Below are 22,310 nucleotides of genomic sequence, written 5' to 3' on the forward strand. Positions count from 1 at the left end.
GCGGGGGGCATCAGTCTCCGACCGAAATTCCCGGACTGCAGTGACCCCGTTGGATCGAGCAGAGCCGTAAGTGCGTGCTCACATCGGGCGGTGAGCGGCTTTATGGGTGCACTGACGGATGAATCACAGCGCTTTCCCAGGTCGTTCCCACGTTCGTCGTTGAGCCTTGCCCTCATGACTGGTTGGCTCGTTGGACTGATGGAGACTCTCGGGGCCCCTGGGGCGGGCCTCGCGATCGCGTTGGAGAACCTGTTCCCGCCCCTGCCCAGCGAGGTGATCCTGCCGTTGGCGGGTTTCACCGCCAGCCGGGGCGAGATGGGCCTGCTGGACGTGCTGGTGTTCACGACCCTCGGCTCCGTGATCGGCGCGCTGGCGCTGTACTGGATCGGGGCGCTGCTGGGCCGCGAGCGCGTCCTGGCCATCGCCGCCAAGCTGCCGCTGGTGAAGGCCTCCGACATCGAGAAGACCGAGGCCTGGTTCCAGCGCCACGGCCGCAAGACGGTCTTCTTCGGCCGGATGATCCCCCTCTTCCGCAGCCTCATCTCGGTCCCGGCCGGCGTGGAGCGGATGCCACTGCCCACGTTCACCCTGCTGACGACGGCCGGCAGCCTGATCTGGAACACCATCTTCGTGCTGGCCGGATACTTCCTGGGCGAGAACTGGTCGCTGGTCGAGACCTACGTCGGCATCGGCTCGAACGTGGTGATCGCCATGGTGGTGGCGGCGGTGCTGGTCTTCGTCGGGGTACGGCTGGCCGAGCGGCGCAAGGGCCGGCATACGGCTCGCCGTTGAGGGCCTGCGGCAGCTGGGCGCGGTGACGCTGGACGGCTCAGGGACTGGTGCAGCTCACGCCGGTCGGCGCGCTCGCTCCGCTGCCGTTGGCGGTGAACCCGAACGTGGCGGACCCGCCGGGCGTGACCGTGCCGTTGTAGTCGGCGTTCTTGACGGAGATGGCGCCGCTGGAGCCGGTGTTCACGCCGTTCCACAGGTTCGTGATGGTCTGCCCGCCCGCCAGGGTCATCCGTACGGTCCACCCGTTGAGGCTGGAGGACCGGGTGTTGGTGACGGTCATTTCACCCTGGAAGCCGCCGCCCCAGCTGTCGACCAGCCGGTACGCCGCCGCGCAGGCTCCCGGCTGCTCGGTCGGGGTCGTGCCGCCGCTGACCCGGAACACGACGGTGCCGTGGGACGGCACGGCGGCCGAGATGGCGCCGGTGGTGGTGCTGACGGCGTTCGTCCAGGCGTCGCGCAAGGTGAACGAGGAACCCTGCAGGCCGATCGCAGAGGTGGTCGTACTGACCGTGGTGGTGCTGCCGCCCTGGTTGAACAGCGCGACCGCCACGTCGCCGTTGCTCAGCCGCTTGGCCAGGACGCGCCGGGTCCCGTCGTTGCTGATCTGGACCGCCTGGAGGCCGAGCGGGTCCTGGTTGATGGCGATCAGGTTCTGGTTCTTCATGATCGTCGCGGTCGGGTTGTCCATGGTGCGGACGTCGTTCCCGGCGATCAGCGGGGCGGCCATGACGGCCCACAGGGCGAAGTGGCTGCGCATCTCGGTGTCGGTCATGCCGCCCCTGCCGACGACCATCATGTCGGGGTCGTTGAACTGCCCCGGCCGGGCGTTGGCCGCGAGGGGGACGTTGACGTTGACGATGTTCTGGATGCCCATCGGGTATCCGTTGGCCTGGCCGGTGTTCCAGGCGTTGGTGATGTCCTCCGTCGTACGCCAGATGTTGGCGACGTCGCCCCAATCACGCTGCGGCCCGGTCTTCGCATGGATGCTGTTGGGGTTGATGCTGTAGAGGATGGGCCGTCCGGTCGCCGCCAGCGCGTCGCGCATCTTCGCGAAGGTGCGCACCTGGTCGTCGATGGTGCCCGTGGGAGAACACCAGTCGTACTTGAGATAGTCGACGCCCCAGGCGGCGAACTGCCGGGCGTCCTGGACCTCATGGTTGAGGCTTCCGGTCGCGCCCGGATAGGCGCCGAAGTACTGGGCACAGGTCCGGTCCAGGGGTGCCTGGTAGAGGCCGAACTTCAGGCCCCTGGCGTGCAGGTAGTCGCCGAGAGCTTTCATCCCGCTCGGGAACCGCGACGGGTTGGCCCGGAGGTTTCCGGCCGAGTCGCGGTTGGGATCGAACCAGCAGTCGTCGACCACGACGTAGTGGTATCCGAGATCACGCATGCCGGAGCTGACCAGCGCATCAGCCGTCTGCCGGATCAGCGTCTCGTTGATGTTGCAGCCGAACGTGTTCCACGTGTTCCATCCCATGGGCGGGGTACGGCCCACGCCGTTGTCCAGTGCCCGCGCCGGGACGGCCGAGCCGACCGCCACCGCTCCCGCCGCCAGGGCCAGAAGCACGGTGACGGCGGAGGCCAGAGGGATGCGCGTTGGTTTCCTTCTCATTGCTGTCTCTCCTCAACGGATGGAAGGGGCGAGCCCATGGGACGGGCCGCCGCTCCATCCCATGAGCTCGCCGGTCAGGCGCCGGGGACCGCGCTGAACGTCAGAAACATCCGGCCGGACCCGTGTCACGCCCTCAGCGCTGCAATGTCAACAGACCCGGCCGGTAGGGCCAGAGGCCGTAGTCGCCGCCGGAGTTGGGGTCGCGTCCCTGGTAGAGCAGCTGCAGGTTGCAGGGATCGACGGTCATGGTCTGATCGGCGCTGGTGCGGATCAGTTCGCCGTGGCTGATGTCGTTGGTCCAGGTGGCGCCGCTGTTGGCCTTGCCGGCGAAGGGATTGCTCTCGGTGGCGGCCTGCGGCGTCCACGAACCGTTCAGGCTGGTGGCGGTGAACGAGCGGAAGTAGCGGCCCCGCGAGCCGATCGCCTCGACGATCATGAGGTAGCGGTTCTGGTTCTGCAGCTTGTAGACCTGAACGGCTTCGAACAGGTTGTTCGTCGTGTCGCTCATGATCACCGTCGATGTGGAGCCGAAACTGCCCGGGAAGTTCCCGATGGGCATGCTGGCCCGGTAGATCTTGCCGTTGTCGCCGGCGAAGAACAGGTACATGTTCGTGCTGTCACCGATGAGCGTCTGGTCGATGGGGCCTGTGTTGGAGCCTGAGATGCTTCCGGAGAAGAGCACCTGCTGCGATGACCAGCCATTCGGGTTGGTGGGGTCGCTGGAGGTCCTGTAGGAGAAGGCGGTCCCGCCCCACTGGTAGGCGAGCACCCAGATGTTCTTCGGGGCGAAGTAGAGAAGCGTGGGTGCGACGGTGGAGGCCGACATCGCGTTCTGGCTGGCCGAGGCCATGTCGGACCAGTTGGTGAAGGGGGTGAAGTTCATCGAGCCCCACCTCGTCCCGAAGTCGTGCGTGGTGCCGTAGACGAGGTGCCTGCCGTTGTAGGGGGCGACGGTGAAGTCCTTGAGCGAGACCCATCCCGACTTCGGCTGCGCCAGCGGGCCGGTCGATGTCCAGCGGTACGTCGACGGAAGATCGTTGCATTCACCGGGGTTGCCGCCGTCGACCTTGACGAGTTGCCATTGCTGGTTGTTGCCGCCCCAGTCGTCGTACTGGACGATGTTGGCGCCGTCGGCGGTGGAGGCGCCCTGGACCTCCAGGGCCTTGTTGCTGTGGCGCGAGATGAACCTCACATGGCCGTCCGAGCTGTCGGCCAGCCGCCACTGCTGGTTGGTGCCGTTCAGGTCGGCCCATTGGACGATGTTCGCGCTGTTGGCGGTGGAGAAGTTGTAGACGTCCAGGACCTTGCCGGAGTGGCGGGACTTCAGCCGGTAGTAGCCGCCGCCGGAGTCGACGAACTGCCACTGCTGCTGGTTGCCGTTGTTCCTGGTCCACTGGGTGATGCGCCCGCCGTCGTTGGTCGCCAGGTTGTAGACGTCCAGGGCCTTGCCGCTGTTGCGGTTGACCAGGACGTACCAGGCATTGGTGTCGACGGTGGCCGCGTTGGCCACCTGAACCTGAAGGGCGACGAACAGGCTCGCCAGTAACGTGGCCACCGTCGCGAGAACGGATAAGGATCTGAATCTCATGATGCGCTCCGATTTATCCGACATGCACTAGTTGCCATTGCTGGTTGGTGCCTTCCTGTGTCGGCGTGCTGGGTCAGGGGGTGGTGAGGTCGAAGCGGCGCACGGTGACCGCGCCGCCGAGGGATTGGGCGGCGTAGTTGAAGATCCCGAAGCGGTATCCCATGAAGAACTGCCAGGCGTTGTTCAACGTGAAGGCCGGGCCGAGGCTCACGAAGGTGCTGCCGTCGGTGCTGTAGGAGAAGCGGGCCTGCCTGCCGGAACCCGGCCGGATGTCGGCGCTGACCCGCAACCAGATCCGGCCGCCCGAGATGGTCGCGCTCGCCGCCTCGGTGCCGGTGCCGGTGGTCTGCCACGAGCTGTTCATGGTCAGGCCGTTGGTCATCACGACCCGATCGACGCCGTTGTCGCGTTTGACGCCGATCCAGGCGGACTGGTCGCGCAGCATGGCCAGCCCGGCGCGGTCGCCGCCCGCCATCTGCGAGTAGTCGAGCTCGATCGTCGCCGTCGACGACGGGCCCTGGATGCGGTGGGTCAGCGTGTTACGGGCGTTGTAGAGGTCGCCTGTGACGGTCGCGGTCTGCAGGCGCAGGCCGTTGCCGGTGGAGAAGCGGCTGGTGTCGGGGTTGTGGTTCCACTCCCAGCGGTGCCCGAGGCTGCCCGAGGAGAAGGTGTCGGGGCCGATCATGGACGCCACGGTTTGGCTGGTCTGGATGTTCGGCTTCGGGTAGTTGACTCCCCAGCCGCCGTTGACGGTCTGCACGGTCGGCCAGTCGCCGGTCCAGGTGATCGGTGCGAGTGCCGGGACGCGGCCGCCCGGGTAGGCGTCGACGAACGACATGTAGTACCAGTCGCCGTTCTGGGTCTGGACGAGCCCGCCCTGGTGGGGGACGCCGCCGCCGGGGATGGGGCCGGGCATGTCGAGCAGGACCTGGCGCATCTCGTACGGTCCCCACGGGGAGGTGGAGCGGAGCACGTACTGGCCGTTGGCGGGGCGGGTCAGCCAGATGTAGTAATAGCCGCCCCGCTTGTAGAAGCGGGCGCCCTCCAGGGTGCCGACGCTGCTCGGGGTCTGAAACACCTGCTGGGCGCGCACCTGGCTGAGCCCGTCGGCCGAGAGCTGGGCGACGCTGATGGTGCCGTTGCCGTAGGCGACGTACATGGTGTCGTTGGTGTCGATCAGCAGGCCGGCGTCGTAGTAGCAGTTGTTGATCTGCGAGCGTTTGGTCCACGTGCCGTCGACGGCGGAGGCGGTGTAGACGTAGGTCCGGTTGAACTCGACGCAGCCGATCCAGTAGTAGGTGCTGTTGCTGGGCCGGTAGTTCAGGGTCGAGGCCCAGATGCCCTTCACGTACGCCCGGCCGCCGTTGAGGTCGTAGGCGCCCGAGTTGAAATCGAGCCTCGGGACCGAATGCCCGGCGTACTCCCAGTCGACGAGGTTGTAGGAGCGCAGGATCGGCGCGCCCGGCGAGTAGTGCATCGTCGAGGCCGAATAGTAGTAGGCATCGCCGACCCGGATGATGTCGCCGTCGGCGAAGTCTTGCCAGACGACCGGGTTGGTGTAGGTACCGCCCGGATCCGGGTTGCCGTCGACCTGGACGAGTTGCCATTGCTGGTTGTTGCCGCCCCAGTCGTCGTACTGGACGATGTTGGCGCCGTCGGCGGTGGAGGCGCCCTGGACCTCCAGGGCCTTGTTGCTGTGGCGCGAGATGAACCTCACATGGCCGTCCGAGCTGTCGGCCAGCCGCCACTGCTGGTTGGTGCCGTTCAGGTCGGCCCATTGGACGATGTTCGCGCTGTTGGCGGTGGAGAAGTTGTAGACGTCCAGGACCTTGCCGGAGTGGCGGGACTTCAGCCGGTAGTAGCCGCCGCCGGAGTCGACGAACTGCCACTGCTGCTGGTTGCCGTTGTTACGACTCCACTGGGTGATCCGGCCGCCGTCGGCGGTGGACAGGTTGTAGACGTCCAGGGCCTTGCCGCTGTTGCGATTGACCAGGACGTACCACGCGTTGGTGTCGACCGTCGCGGCCGACGCCTGGGGCGTGAGGAAGACGCCCACGAGAAGCAGCGCCGAGAAAATCGCGAGCACGCGCCTCACAAGAACCTCCAGAGGTTGTTGTTCACGCCGTTGTCGTCGGCGAGCACGACCTGCGCGCCCTGCGAGGTGCCGCCGAGGCCGAGGACCCGGCCGCCGTTGGCGCACTGGATACGGAAGGCGGCGCCCGACCCGTAGCGCAGCCGCCAGCGGTGGTCGGCGGTGCCGTGGTCGGCCCACTGCACGACGCGCGATCCGGAAGCGGTGCCCATGTTCTCCACGCCCAGCACCTTCTGGCTATTGGAGTTGCGCAGCCTCAGGTAGCCGCCGGTGTCGGCGATCGCCGTCCACAGGTGGTCGGCGGTGCCGGTGTCGCCCCACTGAACGACGAGCGCGCCGTCGGCCGTGGACATGCCGGTGACGCCGAGCACCATCCCGGTGCCCACGTTCTGGATACGCCGCGCGCCGTTCGGCACGAACCGCCACTGGTTGTCCGGGCTGCCGTTGTCGGAGTCCTGGACCACCTGGGCGCCGTTGGCGGTCGAGCCGTTCTGGATGCCGAGCAGCTTGGAGCTGTGGACGTTGCGGATCTTGACGGAGCCGTCGCCGACGTCGCTGATCGTCCAGCGGTGGTCGGCGGTGCCGGTGTCACCCCACTGGAGCACCCGGGCGTTGTCGGCGGTCGACATGTTCTCGACGCCGAGCACCTTGCCGCTGTGGACGTTGCGGAACCGCAGGGCACTGCCGTCGATGACCGGGACCCAGTCGTGGTCGGCGGTGCCGTTGTCGGTCCACTGGAGGGCCAGGCCGCCGTCGGCCGTGGACATGTTCTGGATGCCGAGGGCCAGCCCGCTGGCCGCGTTGACCAGCCGGAAGCTCGCCGCGCCGGTGCCGCCCTGGCCACCGGTGTTCCAGTAGACGACGTAATTGTGGTCGTGAGCGTCGTAGAACGGCCCCAGCCGCACCGACGCTCCGTTGGCCGTGGCAGTGAAGGCCAGGGAGGAGGTGCTGGTCCGGGTGATCGAGGAGGAGGTCAGGGCAGGGGCCGACGACAGGCTGGTGTTGCCGTAGTCGCCCGACAACACGACCGGGCCGTAGGTGACGGCTTGCACGCCGGGGTTGTCGTTGGCGGCCTTCATGATCACCCGCATGGGAAGCCGCACGGTCACGGTGTCGCCCGACGCCCACGACCGGGTGAGGTCGGCGTAGGTGCCCGGCGTGGTGGCGATGTTCTGCTGGACTCCGTTGACGCTGATCGTCGCGCCCTGGGTCCAGGCCGGGATGCGGATGCGCATCGTCCACGATCCGCCCATGTCGCCGGTGACCTGCAGCGACGTGGTGTCGCCGACCGGGTAGGAGGTTGTCTGGGTGACCGTGATGCCGCGCTGGCTCCAGTTGAGCGTGGAGGGCACGAACAGGTTCACGAACAGGGTGGTGCCGTTGTGAAAGTAGATCGAGTCCATCAGCTTGGTGTTGGTCTCGATCCCGGTGCCCTGGCAGCACCAGAAGGAGTTGTAGTCCGTGCTCCAGGTGCCTCCGCCCCAGGCCGGGCCGACACCCCGGCGTCCGCCGGGGTTGAGCGGGGTGAAGTAGGTGACGTGCCCGCGTGCGTCTGCCGGGTTCTGCTGCCCGATCAGATGGTTGAGCAGGGCGCTCTCGTAGTAGTCGAAGTAATCGGCCCGCGCCGGCGACAGCAGCCACAGCTCCCGGGTCAGCTTGAGCATGTTGTAGGTGTTGCACGCCTCGCCGGTGTCCCTGGTCAGGTGGGCGGCGATCGCGTTGGGGGCGCGGAAGTGCTCGGCCTGACTGTTGGAGCCGTTCACGTACGTGTGCGCGCCGACGGTGATGGACCAGGCGTTGACGGCGATGTCACGGTAGCGGGTCGTGCCCGTCGCCTTGTACTCGCGGGCCGCCCCGATCCACTTGGGCACCTGGGTGTTGGCGTGCAACCCGCTGAGCCGGTCCTGGCCTGCGGCCAGCGGGTCGAACACGACCACGTGGTCGAACCGCTGGGCCGTGGTCAGCCAGCGGGAGTCGCCGGTCATCTGAAACAGGTCCGTCAGCACGGCGTTCATGCCGCCGAACTCGGTGCCGAGCATGGCCTGCATCTGGCTTGAGCTGAGTCGCGACGTGCGGGCGTCCACCCATCCTGCCAGGGCCAGCAGCACGGTCCGGGCCTGGGTGTTGCCGATCAGCCGCCAGACGTCCAGCAGCCCGGCCAGAGTCTTGTGGATGCAGTAGTACGGCACGTTGCCGTTGGTCAGCGTGCGGTTCTCCACGGCCGTGATGTCCGACTCGGGGAAACCGGACAGGTAGCCGCTGGTGAATCCGGCGGCCCCGTTGTTGGCCTGGCATCGGGCCAATTCGGCCACCATGTGGTCGGCCTTGTCCCGGCAGGTGGTGTCGCCGAGCGCGGCGTAGGCCTGCGCCCACGCCGTCAGGAAATGGCCCTGCATGTGGGACCGGAATGGGAAGCTGGGCGCGTCCCAGCCGCCGTTGGCCGCCGCGCCGTTGGTGGACAGCCGGTGGTTGGCCCGGAAGACGTACAGCAGCCGGTCGACATCGACGAAGCGCAGGTAGTTGAGCGTGCGGTTCTGGTTGTCCGGCAGGCGGCCGGAGGTCAGCCGGACCTGGCCGAGGTCGAACTCGTAGGCCGAGACGCCGATGTCGGATCTGGCCCAGGGGAGTGCGGCCAGAGCGGGGGATGTGCCGGCGACCTGGCCGGCGACCGAGAGCGCGGCGGTCGCGCCTGTGGCTTGGAAGAGCTGACGACGGCTCAAGGACATGCGGAGCTCCTTGGAGATGGGGGTGGTGACCGGCCGCCGCCGGTCACGTCTTCGCCGGGTCAGGCCCTCGGAGAGGCCGCTCTCGGGCGGCGTGTTAGCGCTAACAAGTCGCTGATGAAGTCATGCGGAACCGTGGCCGTCTCGGCTCCTGTGCCGTCGCGGGAAATGAATGGGGACATCCAGGGCTCCGTTACCGAATCGCAGAGGGACAACCCGTTAGCGCTAACATCCGATCCTGCAGAAAGCTGTGTGGCCTACTCCATGGAGCGTATTGTCGCGGAGTACATCCGACGGTCAGGCCCGGAGTCAATGAGGGGAGCCCCTCGCCGACTTGGGCGTTGGCATCGGAACGCCTTCCCGCCTGGAGTTTTGCCTCCAAGGAGATCGCGCCGCGCTCCTCGTGCATGTGAAAGTTTCACAGTAGTTACCCGTTGGCAAGAGAGTAATTTGCGGCAGATTCCGCGGTAAGTTGCTGACTTGAAGTCAAGAGGGGATGATCCCCTTGAGCCTTGGTGCTGAACTCAGCCGCTCATCGGCACCATGTTGCCGGCCTACGCCCGCTCCGCTCGCGCAGTCGGCATCGTCATTGATCTCGATTAAGTTTCTTCCTGCGCGGTTAACGAGCCGCGCGGTCAGGGCTTCACCTTGTCAGTGTCACCCGACCCGAATCCGGCGTCATCGCACTGACCGGCCAAGCCGGGCGCACGTTCCGCATGACCGTCCGGCCCGCCGGCGAGCCACGTACGGATCACGAACGCCACCACCGGCCTGGTGGTGGACAGCGGCCGGAACGTCGCTTCCGGCTCGGTGCTCAAGCAGTGGAGCTACACGGCAGTGCCAACCTGCAGTGGCAGCTGGTAGACCTGGACGGCGGCCGGTGCCGCATCGTCAACCGCGAGAACACCTTGTTGAGCCACACCCGGCCGCTTCGGACGGGTGTGACTCACCCTCCCTCGGTCTGCCCACCGGGGCCGAGGGAGGGTCGCACCGGGGGTGCGGTCAGCAGGTGGAGCCGGTCCGGGTCAGCAGGACCAGGCCCCACTGCGCGCAGTCGGCGAAGCTCACGCGGTGCCCGCGTTGTAGGTCCACTTCTGGTTGCCGCCGCCGTGGCAGCTGTACAGCTGCAGCCCCGTGCCGTTGCCGGTGCCGGCGCCGACGGCGTCAAGGCACAGCCCGGACTGCACGCCCACGATCGTGCCGTCGGAGTTGACGCGCCATTTCTGGTTGTCGCCGCCCCAGCAGGAGTAAATCTGGATCTTGGCACCGTTGCCGTTGCCCCCGGCGTCCAGGCACTTGTTGCCGTAGACCTTCAGCTCCCCGGCCGAGGTCTGCGTCCACTGCTGGTTGCTCTGACCGTTGCAGTCCCACAGGTTGACCGCGGTGCCGTCGGTGGTGCTGGCGTTGGGCACATCCACGCAGCGGCCGGAGGCCGTGCCCTTGATCTGCCCCACCTCGCCGCCGGGCGTCGGCGTCGTGGTGCCGCCGTTGAGCGCGTTGAGCACCGCGGTGTAGGCGGGCTTCTTGTTGCCGTTGCTGTCGAAGAGCAGCGCGGCGGCGTTGACGCCGAGCCAGGAGTCGCTGTCGCGAACCCCCCAGACCGTGATGCCGGTACAACGCGGCACCGCCAGGCAGTCGTTGACGACGTTGGCGTACGTGGTGGCCGAGCCGCCCTGGATGTCCAGCTCGGTGATCTGCACGTCGACCCCCAGCGCGGCGAAGCTCTGGATGGTCGTGCGGTAGTTGCTGTTGTAGGGGCTGTTGCTGTTGAAGTGCGACTGCAGGCCGACGCAGTCGATCGGCACGCCGCGGGCCTTGAAGTCCCTGACCATGTTGTAGACGCCCTGCGTCTTGGCCCAGGTCCAGTTGTCGATGTTGTAGTCGTTGTAGCACAGCTTGGCGGCCGGGTCGGCGGCGCGCGCGGTGCGGAAGGCCACCTCGATCCAGTCGTTGCCGGTGCGCTGGAGGTTGGAGTCACGCCGGCCGCCGGAGTTGCCGTCGGCGTAGGCCTCGTTGACCACGTCCCAGGCGTAGATCTTGCCCTTGTAGTGGGCCATGACGCCGTTGATGTGCCTGATCATCGCCTGGCGCAGCGAGCTGCCCTCCATCGGCCGCATCCAGTTCGGCTGCTGGTTGTGCCAGGCCAGGGTGTGCCCGCGCACCCGCTTGCCGTTCTGCACGGCCCAGTTGTAGACCCGGTCCCCGGCGGAGAAGTTGAACTGCCCCGGGTTGGGCTCGGTGGCGTCCATCTTCATCTCGTTCTCGGCCGTCACCATGTTGAACTCGCGGTTGGCGATCGTGGTGTAGGCGGAGTCGCCGAGCCTGCCCGAGGCGATGGCGGTGCCGAAGTAGCGGCCGCTCTGTGCGGCGGCCGCGCCGAGCGTGCTCTCCGCGGCGTCGGCCGGAATCGCCGTCGCCAGTGCCGTGATCAGGCCGAGTGCGCCGAGCGCGCCGGCGATCAGCGCCCGGCGGCGCGCGCCGAGCGGCCGTCGGGCGGCAGGTGGGGACATGGCGTTGACACGCATGCTTGTGCCTCCGTATGCGAATCATGGGGAAAGGATCGTGCGGGACACACCCGCGGGACCGACGCCGCGCCCTGGTGGGGACGCACACCACAGGCGTCGGGACGGCAGTCCCCCTGCTGAGCGCCACCGAGCCGGTAGGGGAGATCACCTCGGACACTCAGTGTGGGAATCTCGCCGAAACTTGTCAAGGATGTAATGAAATGTTTCGGCGACGTCCGTCCCTGCCTGTGCCGGTTGTGCTGGACCAATGTGGGACGCGTGGCCTTTGAAAGTTTCGGCCGGACTCGCTGGTTGGAGCGCAGGTGAAAGTTTCATCGCAACGCTCTCGCTGATCAACGCGGCCAGACTCGATAATCCGAGGTGAGCATGCTGGGGCGCTGCTCCCGCCGACCCGCTGCACGTCAAGGCGCTCTTGACAGTACCTTTCTGCCTCGTATTTGCTCCGTCCCGCCACCACCTCCACCGGCCCGAGGGGGAGCCCGACTTGTTAGCGCTAACAGGGAGAGGCGAACCAATGAAGCGAAGCGAACCGCGTACGAGAAGGTACGCGGGCATCGGAGCCGCCCTGGTGGCTCTGATCACGGCGGTGGCCACCGCCCTGTCCGTGTTCCTCACGCCTGCGCCGGGAGCGTCGGCGGCGGCCCTGACCGAAGTGACGACCTTCGGCGCCAACCCCGGCGGTCTGCGGATGTACCTCTACGTCCCCGACACCGTGGCACCCCGCCCGGGAGTCCTGGTGGCGATGCACGGCTGCAACGGCTGGGCTCCGGCCTTCCACCAGGGCACCGAGTTCGCCTCGCTGGCCGACCGGTACGGCTTCATCGTCATCTACCCGCAGGCGAACAAGAGCGCCAACGGCCTGTCGAACTGCTTCGACGTGTGGTCCAACGAGGCCCTGCGCCACGGCGGCGGCAGCGACCCGGTGTCGATCGTCTCCATGACGAACCACGTGCTGCAACGCTACAACGGCGACCCGCAGCGGGTGTTCGCCACAGGCTTCTCCTCCGGCGCCATGGAGACCAACAACCTGCTCGCCACCTACCCGGACGTGTTCAAAGCCGGCGCGCCGTTCGCGGGAGTTCCCTACGGTTGCCTCGGCCCCGCCGGCTGCGGCGACAAGACGCCGCAGCAGTGGGGTGACCTGGTCAGGAACGCCTACCCCGGCTACACCGGGCCCCGTCCGCGCGTGATGGCCTGGCACGGCACCGCCGACTCGGTGCTGCCGTACACGATGTTGCAGGAACAGGTCGACCAGTGGACCAACGCGCACGGACTGAGCCAGACCCCCGCCTCCACTGACAGCCCGCAATCCGGCTGGACCCGGCGAGTCTTCGGCTCCGGGCAGGTCGAGGCGTACACCATCACCGGAGCCGGCCACGACCTGCCGCGCACCGGGATGGCCGCGTACGCCATCCGCTTCTTCGGCCTGGACGGCGGCTCGTCCACCACGACGCCGACTCCACCACCCGCCGGGCAGATCAAGGGAGTCGGCTCCGGGCGTTGCCTGGACGTGCCCGGCGCCGCCACCGCCGACGGCACCGCGGTGCAGTTGTGGGACTGCAACGGGCGCGGCAACCAGCAGTGGGCCGCCACCTCGGCCGGCGAGCTCAGGGTCTATGGCAACAAATGCCTCGACGCGGCCGGCACCGGCAACGGCGCCGGCATCCAGATCTACTCCTGCCACGGCGGCGACAACCACAAATGGCGCCTGAACGCCGACGGCACCATCACCGGGGTGCAGTCCGGGCTGTGCCTGGACGCCGTGGGCCAGGGCACCGCCAACGGCACCCGGCTCCAGCTCTACTCCTGCCACGGCGGCGCCAACCAGCGCTGGACCCGCACCTGACACACCGCGGCTCGCCCGACCTTCGGAAGGTGACCATGAAAACCGACGCCTTCTCCATCAACGACGCCTCCTTCCAATAACCCCAAGCCGGCCGACGCTCTCGCCGAACAAGGGAGCAGCGAATGGTTCCTCCACCCAGACGCATCGGAATCCCCACCAAGATCGGAATTACGTGATGTCAGGACGCGGCTCCCTTTTCACAACCATCGCGGTCGCTGCCGCGGCACTTCTCGTACTGGCCACGGGCCATGCGGCGATGAGCAGCGACGCCGGCACAGCCGCGACGCCCGCCGGCGCCCTCGCGACAACCGCCGGATGCGGCAAAACCCCAACCCTGAGAAGCGGTACGCACTCGATTCAGACCAGCGGCAAAAACCGCTCCTTCATCCTCCGGCTTCCCGACAACTACCACAACGGCACCCCCTACCGGCTGATCTTCGGCTTCCACTGGCGGGGCGGCACCGCCACCGACGTCGACTCCGGCGGAACCAGCGGATATCCCTGGTCCTTCTACGGCCTCAGACAGCTGTCGAACAACAGCGCGATCTTCGTCGCACCCCAGGGCTTCAACAACGGCTGGGCCAACAGCAACGGCGAGGACGTCACCTTCGTCGACGACCTGATCCGGCACATCGAAGCGGATCTCTGCGTCGACACCTCCCAGCGCTTCGCCACCGGTTTCAGCTACGGCGGCGGAATGAGCTACTCTCTCGCGTGCTCGCGGCCGACGATCTTCCGGGCGGTCGCGGTCTTCTCCGGCGCGCAACTCAGCGGGTGCAGCGGCGGAACCCAGCCCGTCGCGTACATGGGACTGCACGGCCTCGGGGACACGGTGCTCAGCATCGCGCAAGGACGAGCGCTGCGTGACAGGTTCGTCCGCAACAACGGCTGCACCGCGCAGAACCCTCCCGAGCCGAATTCGGGCAGCCGCAGCCACATCGTCACCACCTACACCGGATGCCGAGCCGGTTACCCGGTCGTCTGGGCCGCGTTCGACAACGGCCACACGCCCGCCCCGGTGGACGGCACCTACACCGACAACGGCGTCACGACCTGGACCAAGGCAGAGGTGTGGAAATTCTTCTCCCAATTCGGAAGCTCCTCATCGCCCACCCCCGCACCCGGTGCATGCACAGCCACGATGGAGACCGTCAACTCCTGGTCCGGCGGTTTCCAATCCACCGTGACCGTCCGCGCCGGCGCCAGCGCCGTCAACGGCTGGACGGTCAGCTGGACCTGGCCGGGCGCACAGACCATCAGCAGCCTGTGGAACGGCATCCGCTCCGGCTCCGGAGCCGGCGTGACCGTACACAACGAGTCCTACAACGGCTCCATCGCGGCCAACCACACCACCACCTTCGGCTTCACCGCCAACGGCGCCCCGGCCACGCCCACCCTTTCCTGCGACGCCGGAGCACCTCCCGCTGCTGACCGACCCGCATGAGGAGGACAGTCAGATGCGTAAAATCATTCGATTCACTCTGGCGGCGTTACTGGCCGCCGGTTCCCTGGTCGCGATGGGCAGCGGGGCGCCGCCGGCCATCGCGCTGGACAACGGGCTCGCCCGTACACCGCAGATGGGGTGGAACGACTGGAACACCTTCTTCTGCAACGTGAACGAGAACCTCATCCGGCAGACCGCAGACGTCATGGTCTCCAGCGGCATGGCCGCGGCCGGCTATGAATACGTCAACATCGACGACTGCTGGTCCACCAAGAACCGCAACGCCAACGGGGACCTGGTGCCTGACCCGCAGAAATTCCCCAGCGGCATGAAAGCCCTGGCAGACTACGTCCACGCCAAAGGGCTGAAACTCGGCATCTACTCCTCGGCCGGGACGACCACGTGCGCGGGGTACCCGGCCAGCCTCGGCTACGAGCGGCGCGACGCCGCCCTGTGGGCGTCCTGGGGAATCGACTACCTCAAGTACGACAACTGCGGCGACCACCAGGGCAGAAGCGGGCAGCAGCGCTACACCGCCATGCGGGACGCGCTGGCCGCCACAGGGCGCCCGATCCTGTACAGCCTGTGCAACTGGGGCCAGGAGAACGTGTGGACCTGGGGGATGCCGGTGGGCAACTCCTGGCGCACGACGGGCGACATCGCCGCGAACTGGAACTCCATCATGGGCATCCTGGACCAGCAGGTCGGACTCGAGGCGTACTCCGGGCCCGGGGGCTGGAACGACCCCGACATGCTGGAAGTGGGCGTCGGCGCGCTCACACCGACCGAGGGACGGGCACACTTCAGCCTGTGGTCGCTGCTCAACGCGCCACTCATCGCAGGCAACGACATCCGCTCGATGAGCGCCGAGACCCGCTCTATCCTGACCAACACCGAGGTCATCGCGATCAACCAGGACTGGGCCGGCAGGCAGGGCCACAAGATCAGCGACAACGGCAACCTGGAGGTCTGGCGCAAGCCGATGTCCAACGGCTCGGTCGCGATCGTCCTGCTCAACCGGGGCACCTCGACCTCGACCATCTCCACCACCGCCTCAGCCCTGGGCCTGGGCCCGGCGTCCTCCTACTCGGTACGCGACCTGTGGGCGCACACGACGTCCTCCACATCCGGAACGATCAGCGCCTCGGTGCCCGGGCACGGCGCAGCCATGTACACCCTCACCGGAGGGGGCATCGTCCCCACGGTCGCGATCAGAGGGGCCGCCTCAGGCCGATGCCTGGACGTCACCGGCGCCTCGCAGGCCAACGGCGCGCAGGCACAGATCTGGGACTGCAACGGCCAGCCCAACCAGCAATGGACACCCACCGCGAGCGGTGAACTACGGGTCTACGGCAACAAGTGCCTGGACGCCTACAACCAGGGCACCGCCAACGGCACCCAAGTGATCGTCTGGGACTGCAACCGGCAAGCCAACCAGCAGTGGCGCCACAACGCCGACGGCACCATCACCGCAGCGCACTCGGGTCTGTGCCTCGACGTGCCGAACAACGCCACCGCCAACGGCACCAAGCTGATCATCTGGTCCTGCAACGGCGGCACCAACCAGCGGTGGGCCCGCACCTGAGGACCCAATCCCACGACCCCGATGGCGGCGCCGTCGCGAAAGCGGTGGCGCGGTCAGGCCAATTGCCGCAGCGATCTCACCGTCCGTACGCCCATGCGCCTGGCCGACGACCCTCTCGGCACCTGGGATTCGCCGTCGCCGACGAAGCACACATAGTCAACAACCCTGGCAGCCAGCGCACACAGGCAACAGCCGCACTCAACTCACCCTGCTGACGGCGATCCGCCACCCCTGCCCGGGCGACCGGGCGGGGGAGGGGCGGTGCTCTCGCGGACGACGAGCTCGGTGGCGAGTTCGATGCGGTGCTGGAGCAGAGGGCCGGCATGCGCGAGCGTCAGCAGCATGGTCGTGGCCGCGGCGGCCATCGCAGTGAGAGGCTGGCGAACGGTGGTGAGCGGCGGAGTGGCCCATCGCACGGACGGCAGATCGTCGAAACCGACCACGCTCAGATCATCCGGAATGCGCAGGCCGAGCCGGCGGGCCGCGTGGTAGACGCCGATGGCCTGACCGTCGTTCGTGGCGAAGATGGCCGTGGGCGGATCGGGCAGCCGCAGCAGCCGCTGCGCGGCCGCCATCCCGCCTTCGATGAGGAAGTCACCGCACGCGACGAGGCCGGGGTCGGCGGGAACGCCCGCCATGTCCAGAGCGGTCCGGTAGCCGTCGAACCGGGCCCGCCCGGACAGCGCGTAGTCGGGGCCGGTGATGATGCCGATCCGGCGATGCCCCAGCTCCAGCAAGTGACGCGTGGCCACCAGCCCGCCGTTCCAGTTGCCCGCACTCACCAACGGGGTGCCCCTGCCAGGAGCGTCGGCCGGATCCAGCAGCACGAGCGGGATCTCACGCCGGGCAAGCTGCTCCCGCTCGGCCTCGTTCAAGCTGGAGAACACCGCGATCACCCCGATCCCGGTGGGGCGACGGCGCAGCACCCCTTCCAACCAGCCCTGCTCCGTGGCCTGCTGGTGTTGCAGCTCCGACACCGCCACCATGAGCTGGTGCTCGCGCGCCACCTCCTCCACACCCTTGATGATCTCGACCGGATAGTCGCCCTCCAAGGCGTGGAAGACCACCTCGACCACAGCGGTCGGGGCAGGCCGCCGACGCTGCCTGCGATAGCCGTGCCGCCGGATGAGATCTTCCACAGCGGCCCGCGTCTCCGGCGAGACCTCGGAGCGGCCGTTCACGACCTTCGAGACCGTGGCGGTCGAAACTCCCGCCAGCTCGGCGAGCTGCGCGAGGGTCAAAGGGGACGACTCTGCGGTCATAGCGGCAGTTTAGCCACGTGGTCACGCCGGGCGAACGATCACTACCGCCCAGCACCCCGGCGGCTGCCGGCAACCCCTCAAACGCATGCTTCGCGCCCATGACACCCAGACCGCCATGGAGACACCGCCGCGGCGGCCCGGTGACCTCCTGCCGTCGGACGCACCCGCCCAGCACCAGGCCTGCAAAGAACGCGCTGCGCAGTGACGGTGACCGTCGCGGCCCAAACAAGAGCGGCGCATGGCAGGGGCGGGCACACACAACACCGCAAGATCACTTCCGGTCCTGACCAACCAGGGCAGGGGAGGGACGGAGCCCGCTGAAGTCCGGCCCTCCATAGCACTGCCGCCGCGATCGAAACAGGGGAGTAGCCGGTGGCGGGCAAGGAACAGCCGCTTGTGCGGCAGTGGCTCGGGGACGCGCTGCCGGTGGTGAATGCGTCGGGCAGCACGCACGGCCCCAACCGATGATCACGCACCGGCGGGCGGGTCGCCATGGGCCCGGCCGGGACGCGAAACGCCCGCTGATTGCGAGGAGGTCGGTGGTGGGAGGCTGGGGGAGCGCCCGGGTCGCTGCCCCGTCTGCGTATCCCGCCGCACTTTGCGAGCCGACGGGTCACCGCGGATCTCCGGGATCGAGGCGCCTTTTCACTGAGACGAGTACCCGCCAGCCCAAGCAGGTCCGATGAGATAGGACACCTGATGCGACACGGATGGGGACGAACGCCAACAAACAAGTCAAACAGAACAGAATCCTCGTTCTGTACGGTATGACGCTAAAACTCACCGTTCGTGCAGTTCTGTCCGTTTGGGCGAGACCGCCAGGCTCACAGCCGGTTGACGAAGCGGGCGGCGGCGCGCTGGCTCATGCCTGTTTCGCCCCGCACCAGGAAGACGGCTTCCTGGATCTGGCCGAGGGCTTTGAGCTCGCGGGCCTGATCGACAAGATCGATGCTGGGGTTGGGACGGTTGCGCGGCCGCTCGGTGAGGCGGGCGGCGAGGATGATGAGCCAGATGGCAGCTGCGGTGATGACGGCCGTGAGCGCGATGAGGCTCGGGGTCGTGATCTCCATGGTGAGCATGTGTGTGCGTCTGCCCTGGAATACGGGGTCTATTCGGCGTACGGATCGTTGCTTGATAATGAACATTATGTCAAGTTGACTCTGTTCCGGTAGGGGCTGCCGCTCCCCTGCACGGCTGAGGCGGACGGGTCTGGTGCGAAAGTTTTTCAGCGGCACGGACGGCGTTCGCGCGTGCGCCGCGGGGCCGGAGATGGCGTGTTCGGCGTGCTGAGCGGGGTTTCGCCGGTTCGGGTGCGGTGCGGCGCGGGTCCCCTGCGGGTCTGACGGGCCGTTTGACGCTATGTTGATTCGCTGTCCTTTACGCAAGGTATGGATTTAGGGTGGAGCTCGTGCTATTCGCGCCGTGAGAGGAGCAGCACGTGGGGAGTCAGTCGGTGCTATGCCCGGTGTGTCAGGGTGTTATGCCCGCGTCCGGTAAGGATGCGTACACGACACTGCGGGGCCGGTTGATCGTGACGAACGGCTACTGCGAGGGCGGGTGCGCCGAGAGGGCGGAGCAGACGCAGCAGATGGCGCGTCCCGAGCCGGCGGTGCGTGCCGAGCCGGCGCCGCGGCCGCCGGCGGCGGCCGGTGTGGCGCCGCTGCGCGTGGTGCGCTGATCTTTTTTGTACGGGGTTCTGTCGTGCCCCGGCGCGATTCGATGGGCGAGCGGCGCCGGGGGGTGTCCCGTGGGTTGCGGCCGCAGCTCAGGGATGAAGGCGTCCAAGGGTGATGGCGGTCGGCGTTCACTGAGGTTGCTTTCCGACGCGGGTTTCCGACACTGACCGCCTGGGGTTCGTGATCACGGGTGCGGATGTCGGTCGTGTGCCGATGCTCGGACGGCTGCTGGTGCCGCGCGTAGCGGCTGGCACCCGTCGGCGTCGAGCTTGAGGTCTATCGGAACGGCCGGCGGGGCTTTCGTTGACGGCTGCGCGGCCGTAGGTCCAGCATGGTCGTTTCGTAGCGTTCGAAGGCTTTCGTGATGGTGGCTTCGCTCCGTGCCATGGAGGCGAGATGGCAGGCGAGCGCCTGCGCGTCCCGGAGCGCGGTGTTCGCGCCTTGCCAGTGGTGGGAGCCGCGGTGTGGGCTGCGTCGCCGGCCCACGTGACCCGTCCTGATGTCCAGCGCTGTTCTGCGGTCTGATGTCCAGCGCTGTTCTGCGGTGTAGGTGCGCAGCGGCAACTGAGACGTGTCGCCCGGGTCCGTGAGGCGGATGACCTGCCGAAGGTCGGGGTGCCATTCTGTTGTCGCCGATAGCGGGATCATGGGCGTCGTTCCCGGACATTGGGCGGGGTGCGGAATCGGGGAGCGATCCGGGCGGGATTAGCATCACCCAGCGCAGATGGTCCGGGGAGGGTGGCAGCGCAAGGTCAAGGCCGTAGGCGGCGGCCGCTGGCCGCCCCGCGCAGTGGGGATGGTGCCTGGGTGGGCGGCGATCGAAGCCTTGTCCGGGGGCCGGCCTCGGGTCACACGGCGTCACAGTCGTGTGCTTGCGGGCGGCGGCAATGCCGGAGACGGCACAGGTCTCCGATGATTGGGCGATCAGCATGTCTCCGGCGGGCGTGTGGAGATGGCGGGTCAGCGGTGGCCGTCGATGGTGTGCCAGTAGTCGCGGGTGCGTACGGCCAGGCCGTCGGCGTCGAAGTGGGCGAAGACGCAGCCGGCGAGGGTGACGGGGCGGCCGTTGGCGAGCGCGTGGACGCGGAATTCGATGGCGGCCTGGTCTCCGTCGACGATAGGTGCGGTGAAGGTGACGCGGGGCTGGCTTTCGCCGGTGAACGACCATTGGATGTAGTCGGCGATGGCTTGTTTGCTCTCGTGCGGGGGGCGGAACGGCATGCTGGTGTGGACGGCGTCGTCGTGGTAGAGCGCGGTGATGGCGGCGGTGTCGTGGTGGGTCCAGCCGTGTTGCCAGGTGTCGGCGAAGCGTTGGGCTGCGGTTCGGGTGTCCATGGGGACCATTGTGCTGGTGGTGTGGATCCCTGTGGCGGCGCGTCAGGTGGTGTAGGGGCGTGTGGCGGTGACGGCGGTGATGGGCAGGGGCCCGTACAGGTGGGGGTAGCCGTTCTCGGTGCGGATGTCGAGGCCGGTGGGGTCGATGTCGAGGATGAGCAGGGGTTGGGTGACGCCGCTGTAGTAGGCGGTGTGGACGGTGCGCAGCTGGTTGTGGTCGTGGCTGCAGTGGATGAAGCCTTCTTGTTCGAGGGTGCGGCCGAGGGTGGAGATGCGGTACTCCCCCGCTTTCTGGGCGGCGTGCCAGTCGGCGGCCAGGGCGAGGTGGTGGATGGTCATGGGGTCCATTCGGTGTCGAGGATGGCGTAGATGGCTTCGCTGGCCCATTCCCCTTTGACGTATTCGTTGTCGATGAGGGTGGCTTCGTGGCGCATGTGGAGTTTTTCGAGGACGCGGGCGGAGGCGGTGTTGCGGGCGTCGATGCGGCCGGTGATGCGGTGCAGGCCGAGGTCGGTGAAGCCGAGGCGGAGCATTTCGCGGGCGGCTTCGGGGGCGTAGCCGTGGCCGTGGTGGCCGGGGTGGAGGATGTAGCCGATCTCGCCTTGGCGGTGCTCTTTGCTGGTCCAGATGAGCAGGGCCGAGCCGATGAGGTGGCCGGTGTCGCGCAGGGTGATGGCCAGGTCGATGGCGTCGCCTTCGTCGTGGAGGGCGGTGCGGGCGATCTTCTTGTCGAGGTAGGTGCGGGAGGTGTCGCGGTCGCGGGGTTCCCAGAGCAGGTAGCGGGCGACGTCGGGGCGGGATTCGTAGGCGTGGACGGCGTCGAGGTCGTCTTGGGTGAAGGGGCGCAGGATGAGGCGGTCTGTGGTGATCGGGTACGTGGGTTGGAGCACGGGGGAAGTGTAGGGACGGGTCATGGGGGTCGCAATGCGTTTTCGATCGCGGTGGTGAGCAGCGCTCGGGTGTCGTCGAGGGGGCGTTGTTCGACGAGGTGTTCGAGCCAGAGGGTGAACAGGGTGGTGTAGAGGAGGCGTACGCGGGTGTCGGTGGCGGGCAGGTGGAGGGCGTCGGCGACGAGGTGTACGCAACCGTCGGTCCAGCGGCGGGCGATCTGCTGGAGGACGGGGTCGCGGCCGGCGTGGACGTAGAGCTCCCAGAGGCCGAGCTGGCGGTGGCGGTCGGTGTGGGCGATCTGGTCGGGTAGTGCGGTCAGGCCGTGGTCGGTGATCCAGGTGCGGGTGGTGGCGAGTTCGGTTTCGACGAGCCGGGCGAAGGCTTCGGCCAGGAGCTGGTCGCGGGAGGTGAAGTAGTAGGTGGTGGCGGCCAGGGGCAGGTGGGCGCGCTGGGCGACGGCGCGGTGGGTGACGGCGGCGAATCCGCCTTCGGTGAGCAGGTCGACGGCGGCGGTCAGGAGGGTGGCGCGGCGGCGGCGGCCGCGTTCTTGTGCGGGGCGGGGTGGTGCGGGGTCGTGGTGGGGGTTCAATGGCCACCTGCGAGGTTGAGGACGACGACGCCGCCGATGATGAGGAGGATGCCGCCGATCTTGAGGGGGGTGAGGGTCTCCCCCATGAAGGCGGCGCCGATGAGGGCGATGGCGGCGGTGCCGGCGCCTGACCAGATGGCGTAGGCGGTGCCCATGTCGAGGTGGAGTTTGAGGGCTTGGGCGAGCAGGGCGAAGGAGGTGATGTAGCCGGTGGCGACGGCGAGGGTCCAGCCGAGGTGGGTGAAGCCGTTGCTGAGTTTGAGTGCGGAGGTGGCGAGGACCTCCGAGGCGATGGCGGCGGCGAGCAGGAGCCAGGCCATGGGTGTTTCCCCTCGAGGGTCGGAAACTGGTAC

General features: G+C 67.6%; 18 protein-coding genes. 5 read left to right on the top strand and 13 right to left on the bottom strand.

The features are described from left to right. The first annotated feature begins 198 nt into the window (after positions 1-198). A complete protein-coding gene (locus ACTMTI_RS47460; protein WP_441127456.1) occupies positions 199-792 on the top strand; it encodes a DedA family protein in 594 nt (197 codons plus the stop codon). Between the two features lie 37 nt (positions 793-829). Here the strand turns inward: ACTMTI_RS47460 and ACTMTI_RS47465 are convergent, their stop codons facing one another. The 6 genes from ACTMTI_RS47465 to ACTMTI_RS47490 all read right to left on the bottom strand — a co-directional run bounded on the left by ACTMTI_RS47465 (position 830) and on the right by ACTMTI_RS47490 (position 11,329). Then, on the bottom strand, positions 830-2,401 hold the full coding sequence (locus tag ACTMTI_RS47465) for a cellulose binding domain-containing protein (protein ID WP_441127457.1): 1,572 nt from the start codon (positions 2,399-2,401) through the stop codon (positions 830-832). 133 nt (positions 2,402-2,534) lie between these two features. Next, the gene (locus tag ACTMTI_RS47470) at positions 2,535-3,989 is read right to left on the bottom strand and encodes a non-reducing end alpha-L-arabinofuranosidase family hydrolase (protein ID WP_441127458.1); all 1,455 of its coding nucleotides are present in this window, start codon (positions 3,987-3,989) and stop codon (positions 2,535-2,537) included. A gap of 73 nt (positions 3,990-4,062) precedes the next feature. Next, a complete protein-coding gene (locus tag ACTMTI_RS47475) occupies positions 4,063-6,075 on the bottom strand; it encodes an RICIN domain-containing protein (protein WP_441127459.1) in 2,013 nt (670 codons plus the stop codon). A gap of 5 nt (positions 6,076-6,080) precedes the next feature. Then, positions 6,081-8,807 carry a beta-L-arabinofuranosidase domain-containing protein gene (locus ACTMTI_RS47480; RefSeq protein ID WP_441127460.1) on the bottom strand — a complete coding sequence of 909 codons (2,727 nt, stop codon included), beginning with the start codon at positions 8,805-8,807 and terminating at the stop codon, positions 6,081-6,083. 632 nt (positions 8,808-9,439) lie between these two features. Continuing rightward, entirely contained in the window at positions 9,440-9,622 is a 183-nt protein-coding gene (locus ACTMTI_RS47485) for a hypothetical protein (protein WP_441127461.1), read from the bottom strand. A gap of 246 nt (positions 9,623-9,868) precedes the next feature. Further along, positions 9,869-11,329 carry an endo-1,4-beta-xylanase gene (locus ACTMTI_RS47490; protein WP_441127462.1) on the bottom strand — a complete coding sequence of 487 codons (1,461 nt, stop codon included), beginning with the start codon at positions 11,327-11,329 and terminating at the stop codon, positions 9,869-9,871. Between the two features lie 514 nt (positions 11,330-11,843). Here ACTMTI_RS47490 and ACTMTI_RS47495 point away from each other — a divergent pair. The 3 genes from ACTMTI_RS47495 to ACTMTI_RS47505 all read left to right on the top strand — a co-directional run bounded on the left by ACTMTI_RS47495 (position 11,844) and on the right by ACTMTI_RS47505 (position 16,204). Continuing rightward, positions 11,844-13,175, top strand: coding sequence for an extracellular catalytic domain type 1 short-chain-length polyhydroxyalkanoate depolymerase (locus ACTMTI_RS47495; protein ID WP_441127463.1), 1,332 nt, complete (start codon positions 11,844-11,846; stop codon positions 13,173-13,175). Positions 13,176-13,431: 256 nt separating this feature from the next. Beyond that, positions 13,432-14,619: a cellulose binding domain-containing protein gene (locus tag ACTMTI_RS47500; protein WP_441127464.1), complete on the top strand. Its 1,188-nt coding sequence runs from the start codon at positions 13,432-13,434 to the stop codon at positions 14,617-14,619. Between the two features lie 13 nt (positions 14,620-14,632). Next, the gene (locus tag ACTMTI_RS47505) at positions 14,633-16,204 is read left to right on the top strand and encodes a lectin (protein WP_441127465.1); all 1,572 of its coding nucleotides are present in this window, start codon (positions 14,633-14,635) and stop codon (positions 16,202-16,204) included. A 203-nt stretch (positions 16,205-16,407) separates the two neighbouring features. On the opposite strand, the gene ACTMTI_RS47510 is transcribed toward ACTMTI_RS47505, so the two are convergent. After that, a complete protein-coding gene (locus ACTMTI_RS47510) occupies positions 16,408-17,466 on the bottom strand; it encodes a LacI family DNA-binding transcriptional regulator (protein WP_441127466.1) in 1,059 nt (352 codons plus the stop codon). 824 nt (positions 17,467-18,290) lie between these two features. Next, the gene (locus tag ACTMTI_RS47515) at positions 18,291-18,536 is read right to left on the bottom strand and encodes a hypothetical protein (RefSeq protein ID WP_441127467.1); all 246 of its coding nucleotides are present in this window, start codon (positions 18,534-18,536) and stop codon (positions 18,291-18,293) included. Between the two features lie 410 nt (positions 18,537-18,946). Here ACTMTI_RS47515 and ACTMTI_RS47520 point away from each other — a divergent pair, with 410 nt between their 5' ends. Beyond that, complete coding sequence (locus ACTMTI_RS47520) at positions 18,947-19,144, top strand: hypothetical protein (RefSeq protein WP_441127468.1); 198 nt, start codon at positions 18,947-18,949, stop codon at positions 19,142-19,144. A gap of 958 nt (positions 19,145-20,102) precedes the next feature. On the opposite strand, the gene ACTMTI_RS47525 is transcribed toward ACTMTI_RS47520, so the two are convergent. The 5 genes from ACTMTI_RS47525 to ACTMTI_RS47545 are packed head-to-tail and all read right to left on the bottom strand — an operon-like array spanning position 20,103 to position 22,277. After that, complete coding sequence (locus ACTMTI_RS47525) at positions 20,103-20,477, bottom strand: nuclear transport factor 2 family protein (RefSeq protein WP_441127469.1); 375 nt, start codon at positions 20,475-20,477, stop codon at positions 20,103-20,105. Positions 20,478-20,519: 42 nt separating this feature from the next. Continuing rightward, positions 20,520-20,816, bottom strand: coding sequence for a DUF952 domain-containing protein (locus tag ACTMTI_RS47530; protein ID WP_441127470.1), 297 nt, complete (start codon positions 20,814-20,816; stop codon positions 20,520-20,522). Next, complete coding sequence (locus ACTMTI_RS47535) at positions 20,813-21,367, bottom strand: GNAT family N-acetyltransferase (RefSeq protein WP_441127471.1); 555 nt, start codon at positions 21,365-21,367, stop codon at positions 20,813-20,815. The genes ACTMTI_RS47530 and ACTMTI_RS47535 overlap by 4 nt, the downstream gene beginning before the upstream one ends. A 20-nt stretch (positions 21,368-21,387) precedes the next feature. Beyond that, positions 21,388-21,957, bottom strand: a complete 570-nt coding sequence (locus ACTMTI_RS47540) for a TetR/AcrR family transcriptional regulator (RefSeq protein WP_441127472.1) — start codon at positions 21,955-21,957, stop codon at positions 21,388-21,390. Continuing rightward, entirely contained in the window at positions 21,954-22,277 is a 324-nt protein-coding gene (locus ACTMTI_RS47545; protein WP_441127473.1) for a DMT family transporter, read from the bottom strand. The genes ACTMTI_RS47540 and ACTMTI_RS47545 overlap by 4 nt, the downstream gene beginning before the upstream one ends. Positions 22,278-22,310 lie beyond the last annotated feature (33 nt).

Source organism: Nonomuraea sp. H19 (assembly GCF_052068215.1).
Classification (GTDB): Bacteria; Actinomycetota; Actinomycetes; order Streptosporangiales; family Streptosporangiaceae; genus Nonomuraea.

Coding starts and splice junctions, on each gene's coding strand:
- ACTMTI_RS47460 (WP_441127456.1), top strand. CDS start 199: ATGGAGACTCTCGGGGCCCCTGGGGCGGGCCTCGCGATCGCGTTGGAG.
- ACTMTI_RS47465 (WP_441127457.1), bottom strand. CDS start 2,401: ATGAGAAGGAAACCAACGCGCATCCCTCTGGCCTCCGCCGTCACCGTG.
- ACTMTI_RS47470 (WP_441127458.1), bottom strand. CDS start 3,989: ATGAGATTCAGATCCTTATCCGTTCTCGCGACGGTGGCCACGTTACTG.
- ACTMTI_RS47480 (WP_441127460.1), bottom strand. CDS start 8,807: ATGTCCTTGAGCCGTCGTCAGCTCTTCCAAGCCACAGGCGCGACCGCC.
- ACTMTI_RS47490 (WP_441127462.1), bottom strand. CDS start 11,329: ATGCGTGTCAACGCCATGTCCCCACCTGCCGCCCGACGGCCGCTCGGC.
- ACTMTI_RS47495 (WP_441127463.1), top strand. CDS start 11,844: ATGAAGCGAAGCGAACCGCGTACGAGAAGGTACGCGGGCATCGGAGCC.
- ACTMTI_RS47500 (WP_441127464.1), top strand. CDS start 13,432: ATGAGCAGCGACGCCGGCACAGCCGCGACGCCCGCCGGCGCCCTCGCG.
- ACTMTI_RS47505 (WP_441127465.1), top strand. CDS start 14,633: ATGCGTAAAATCATTCGATTCACTCTGGCGGCGTTACTGGCCGCCGGT.
- ACTMTI_RS47510 (WP_441127466.1), bottom strand. CDS start 17,466: ATGACCGCAGAGTCGTCCCCTTTGACCCTCGCGCAGCTCGCCGAGCTG.
- ACTMTI_RS47515 (WP_441127467.1), bottom strand. CDS start 18,536: ATGGAGATCACGACCCCGAGCCTCATCGCGCTCACGGCCGTCATCACC.
- ACTMTI_RS47520 (WP_441127468.1), top strand. CDS start 18,947: ATGCCCGCGTCCGGTAAGGATGCGTACACGACACTGCGGGGCCGGTTG.
- ACTMTI_RS47525 (WP_441127469.1), bottom strand. CDS start 20,477: ATGGACACCCGAACCGCAGCCCAACGCTTCGCCGACACCTGGCAACAC.
- ACTMTI_RS47530 (WP_441127470.1), bottom strand. CDS start 20,816: ATGACCATCCACCACCTCGCCCTGGCCGCCGACTGGCACGCCGCCCAG.
- ACTMTI_RS47545 (WP_441127473.1), bottom strand. CDS start 22,277: ATGGCCTGGCTCCTGCTCGCCGCCGCCATCGCCTCGGAGGTCCTCGCC.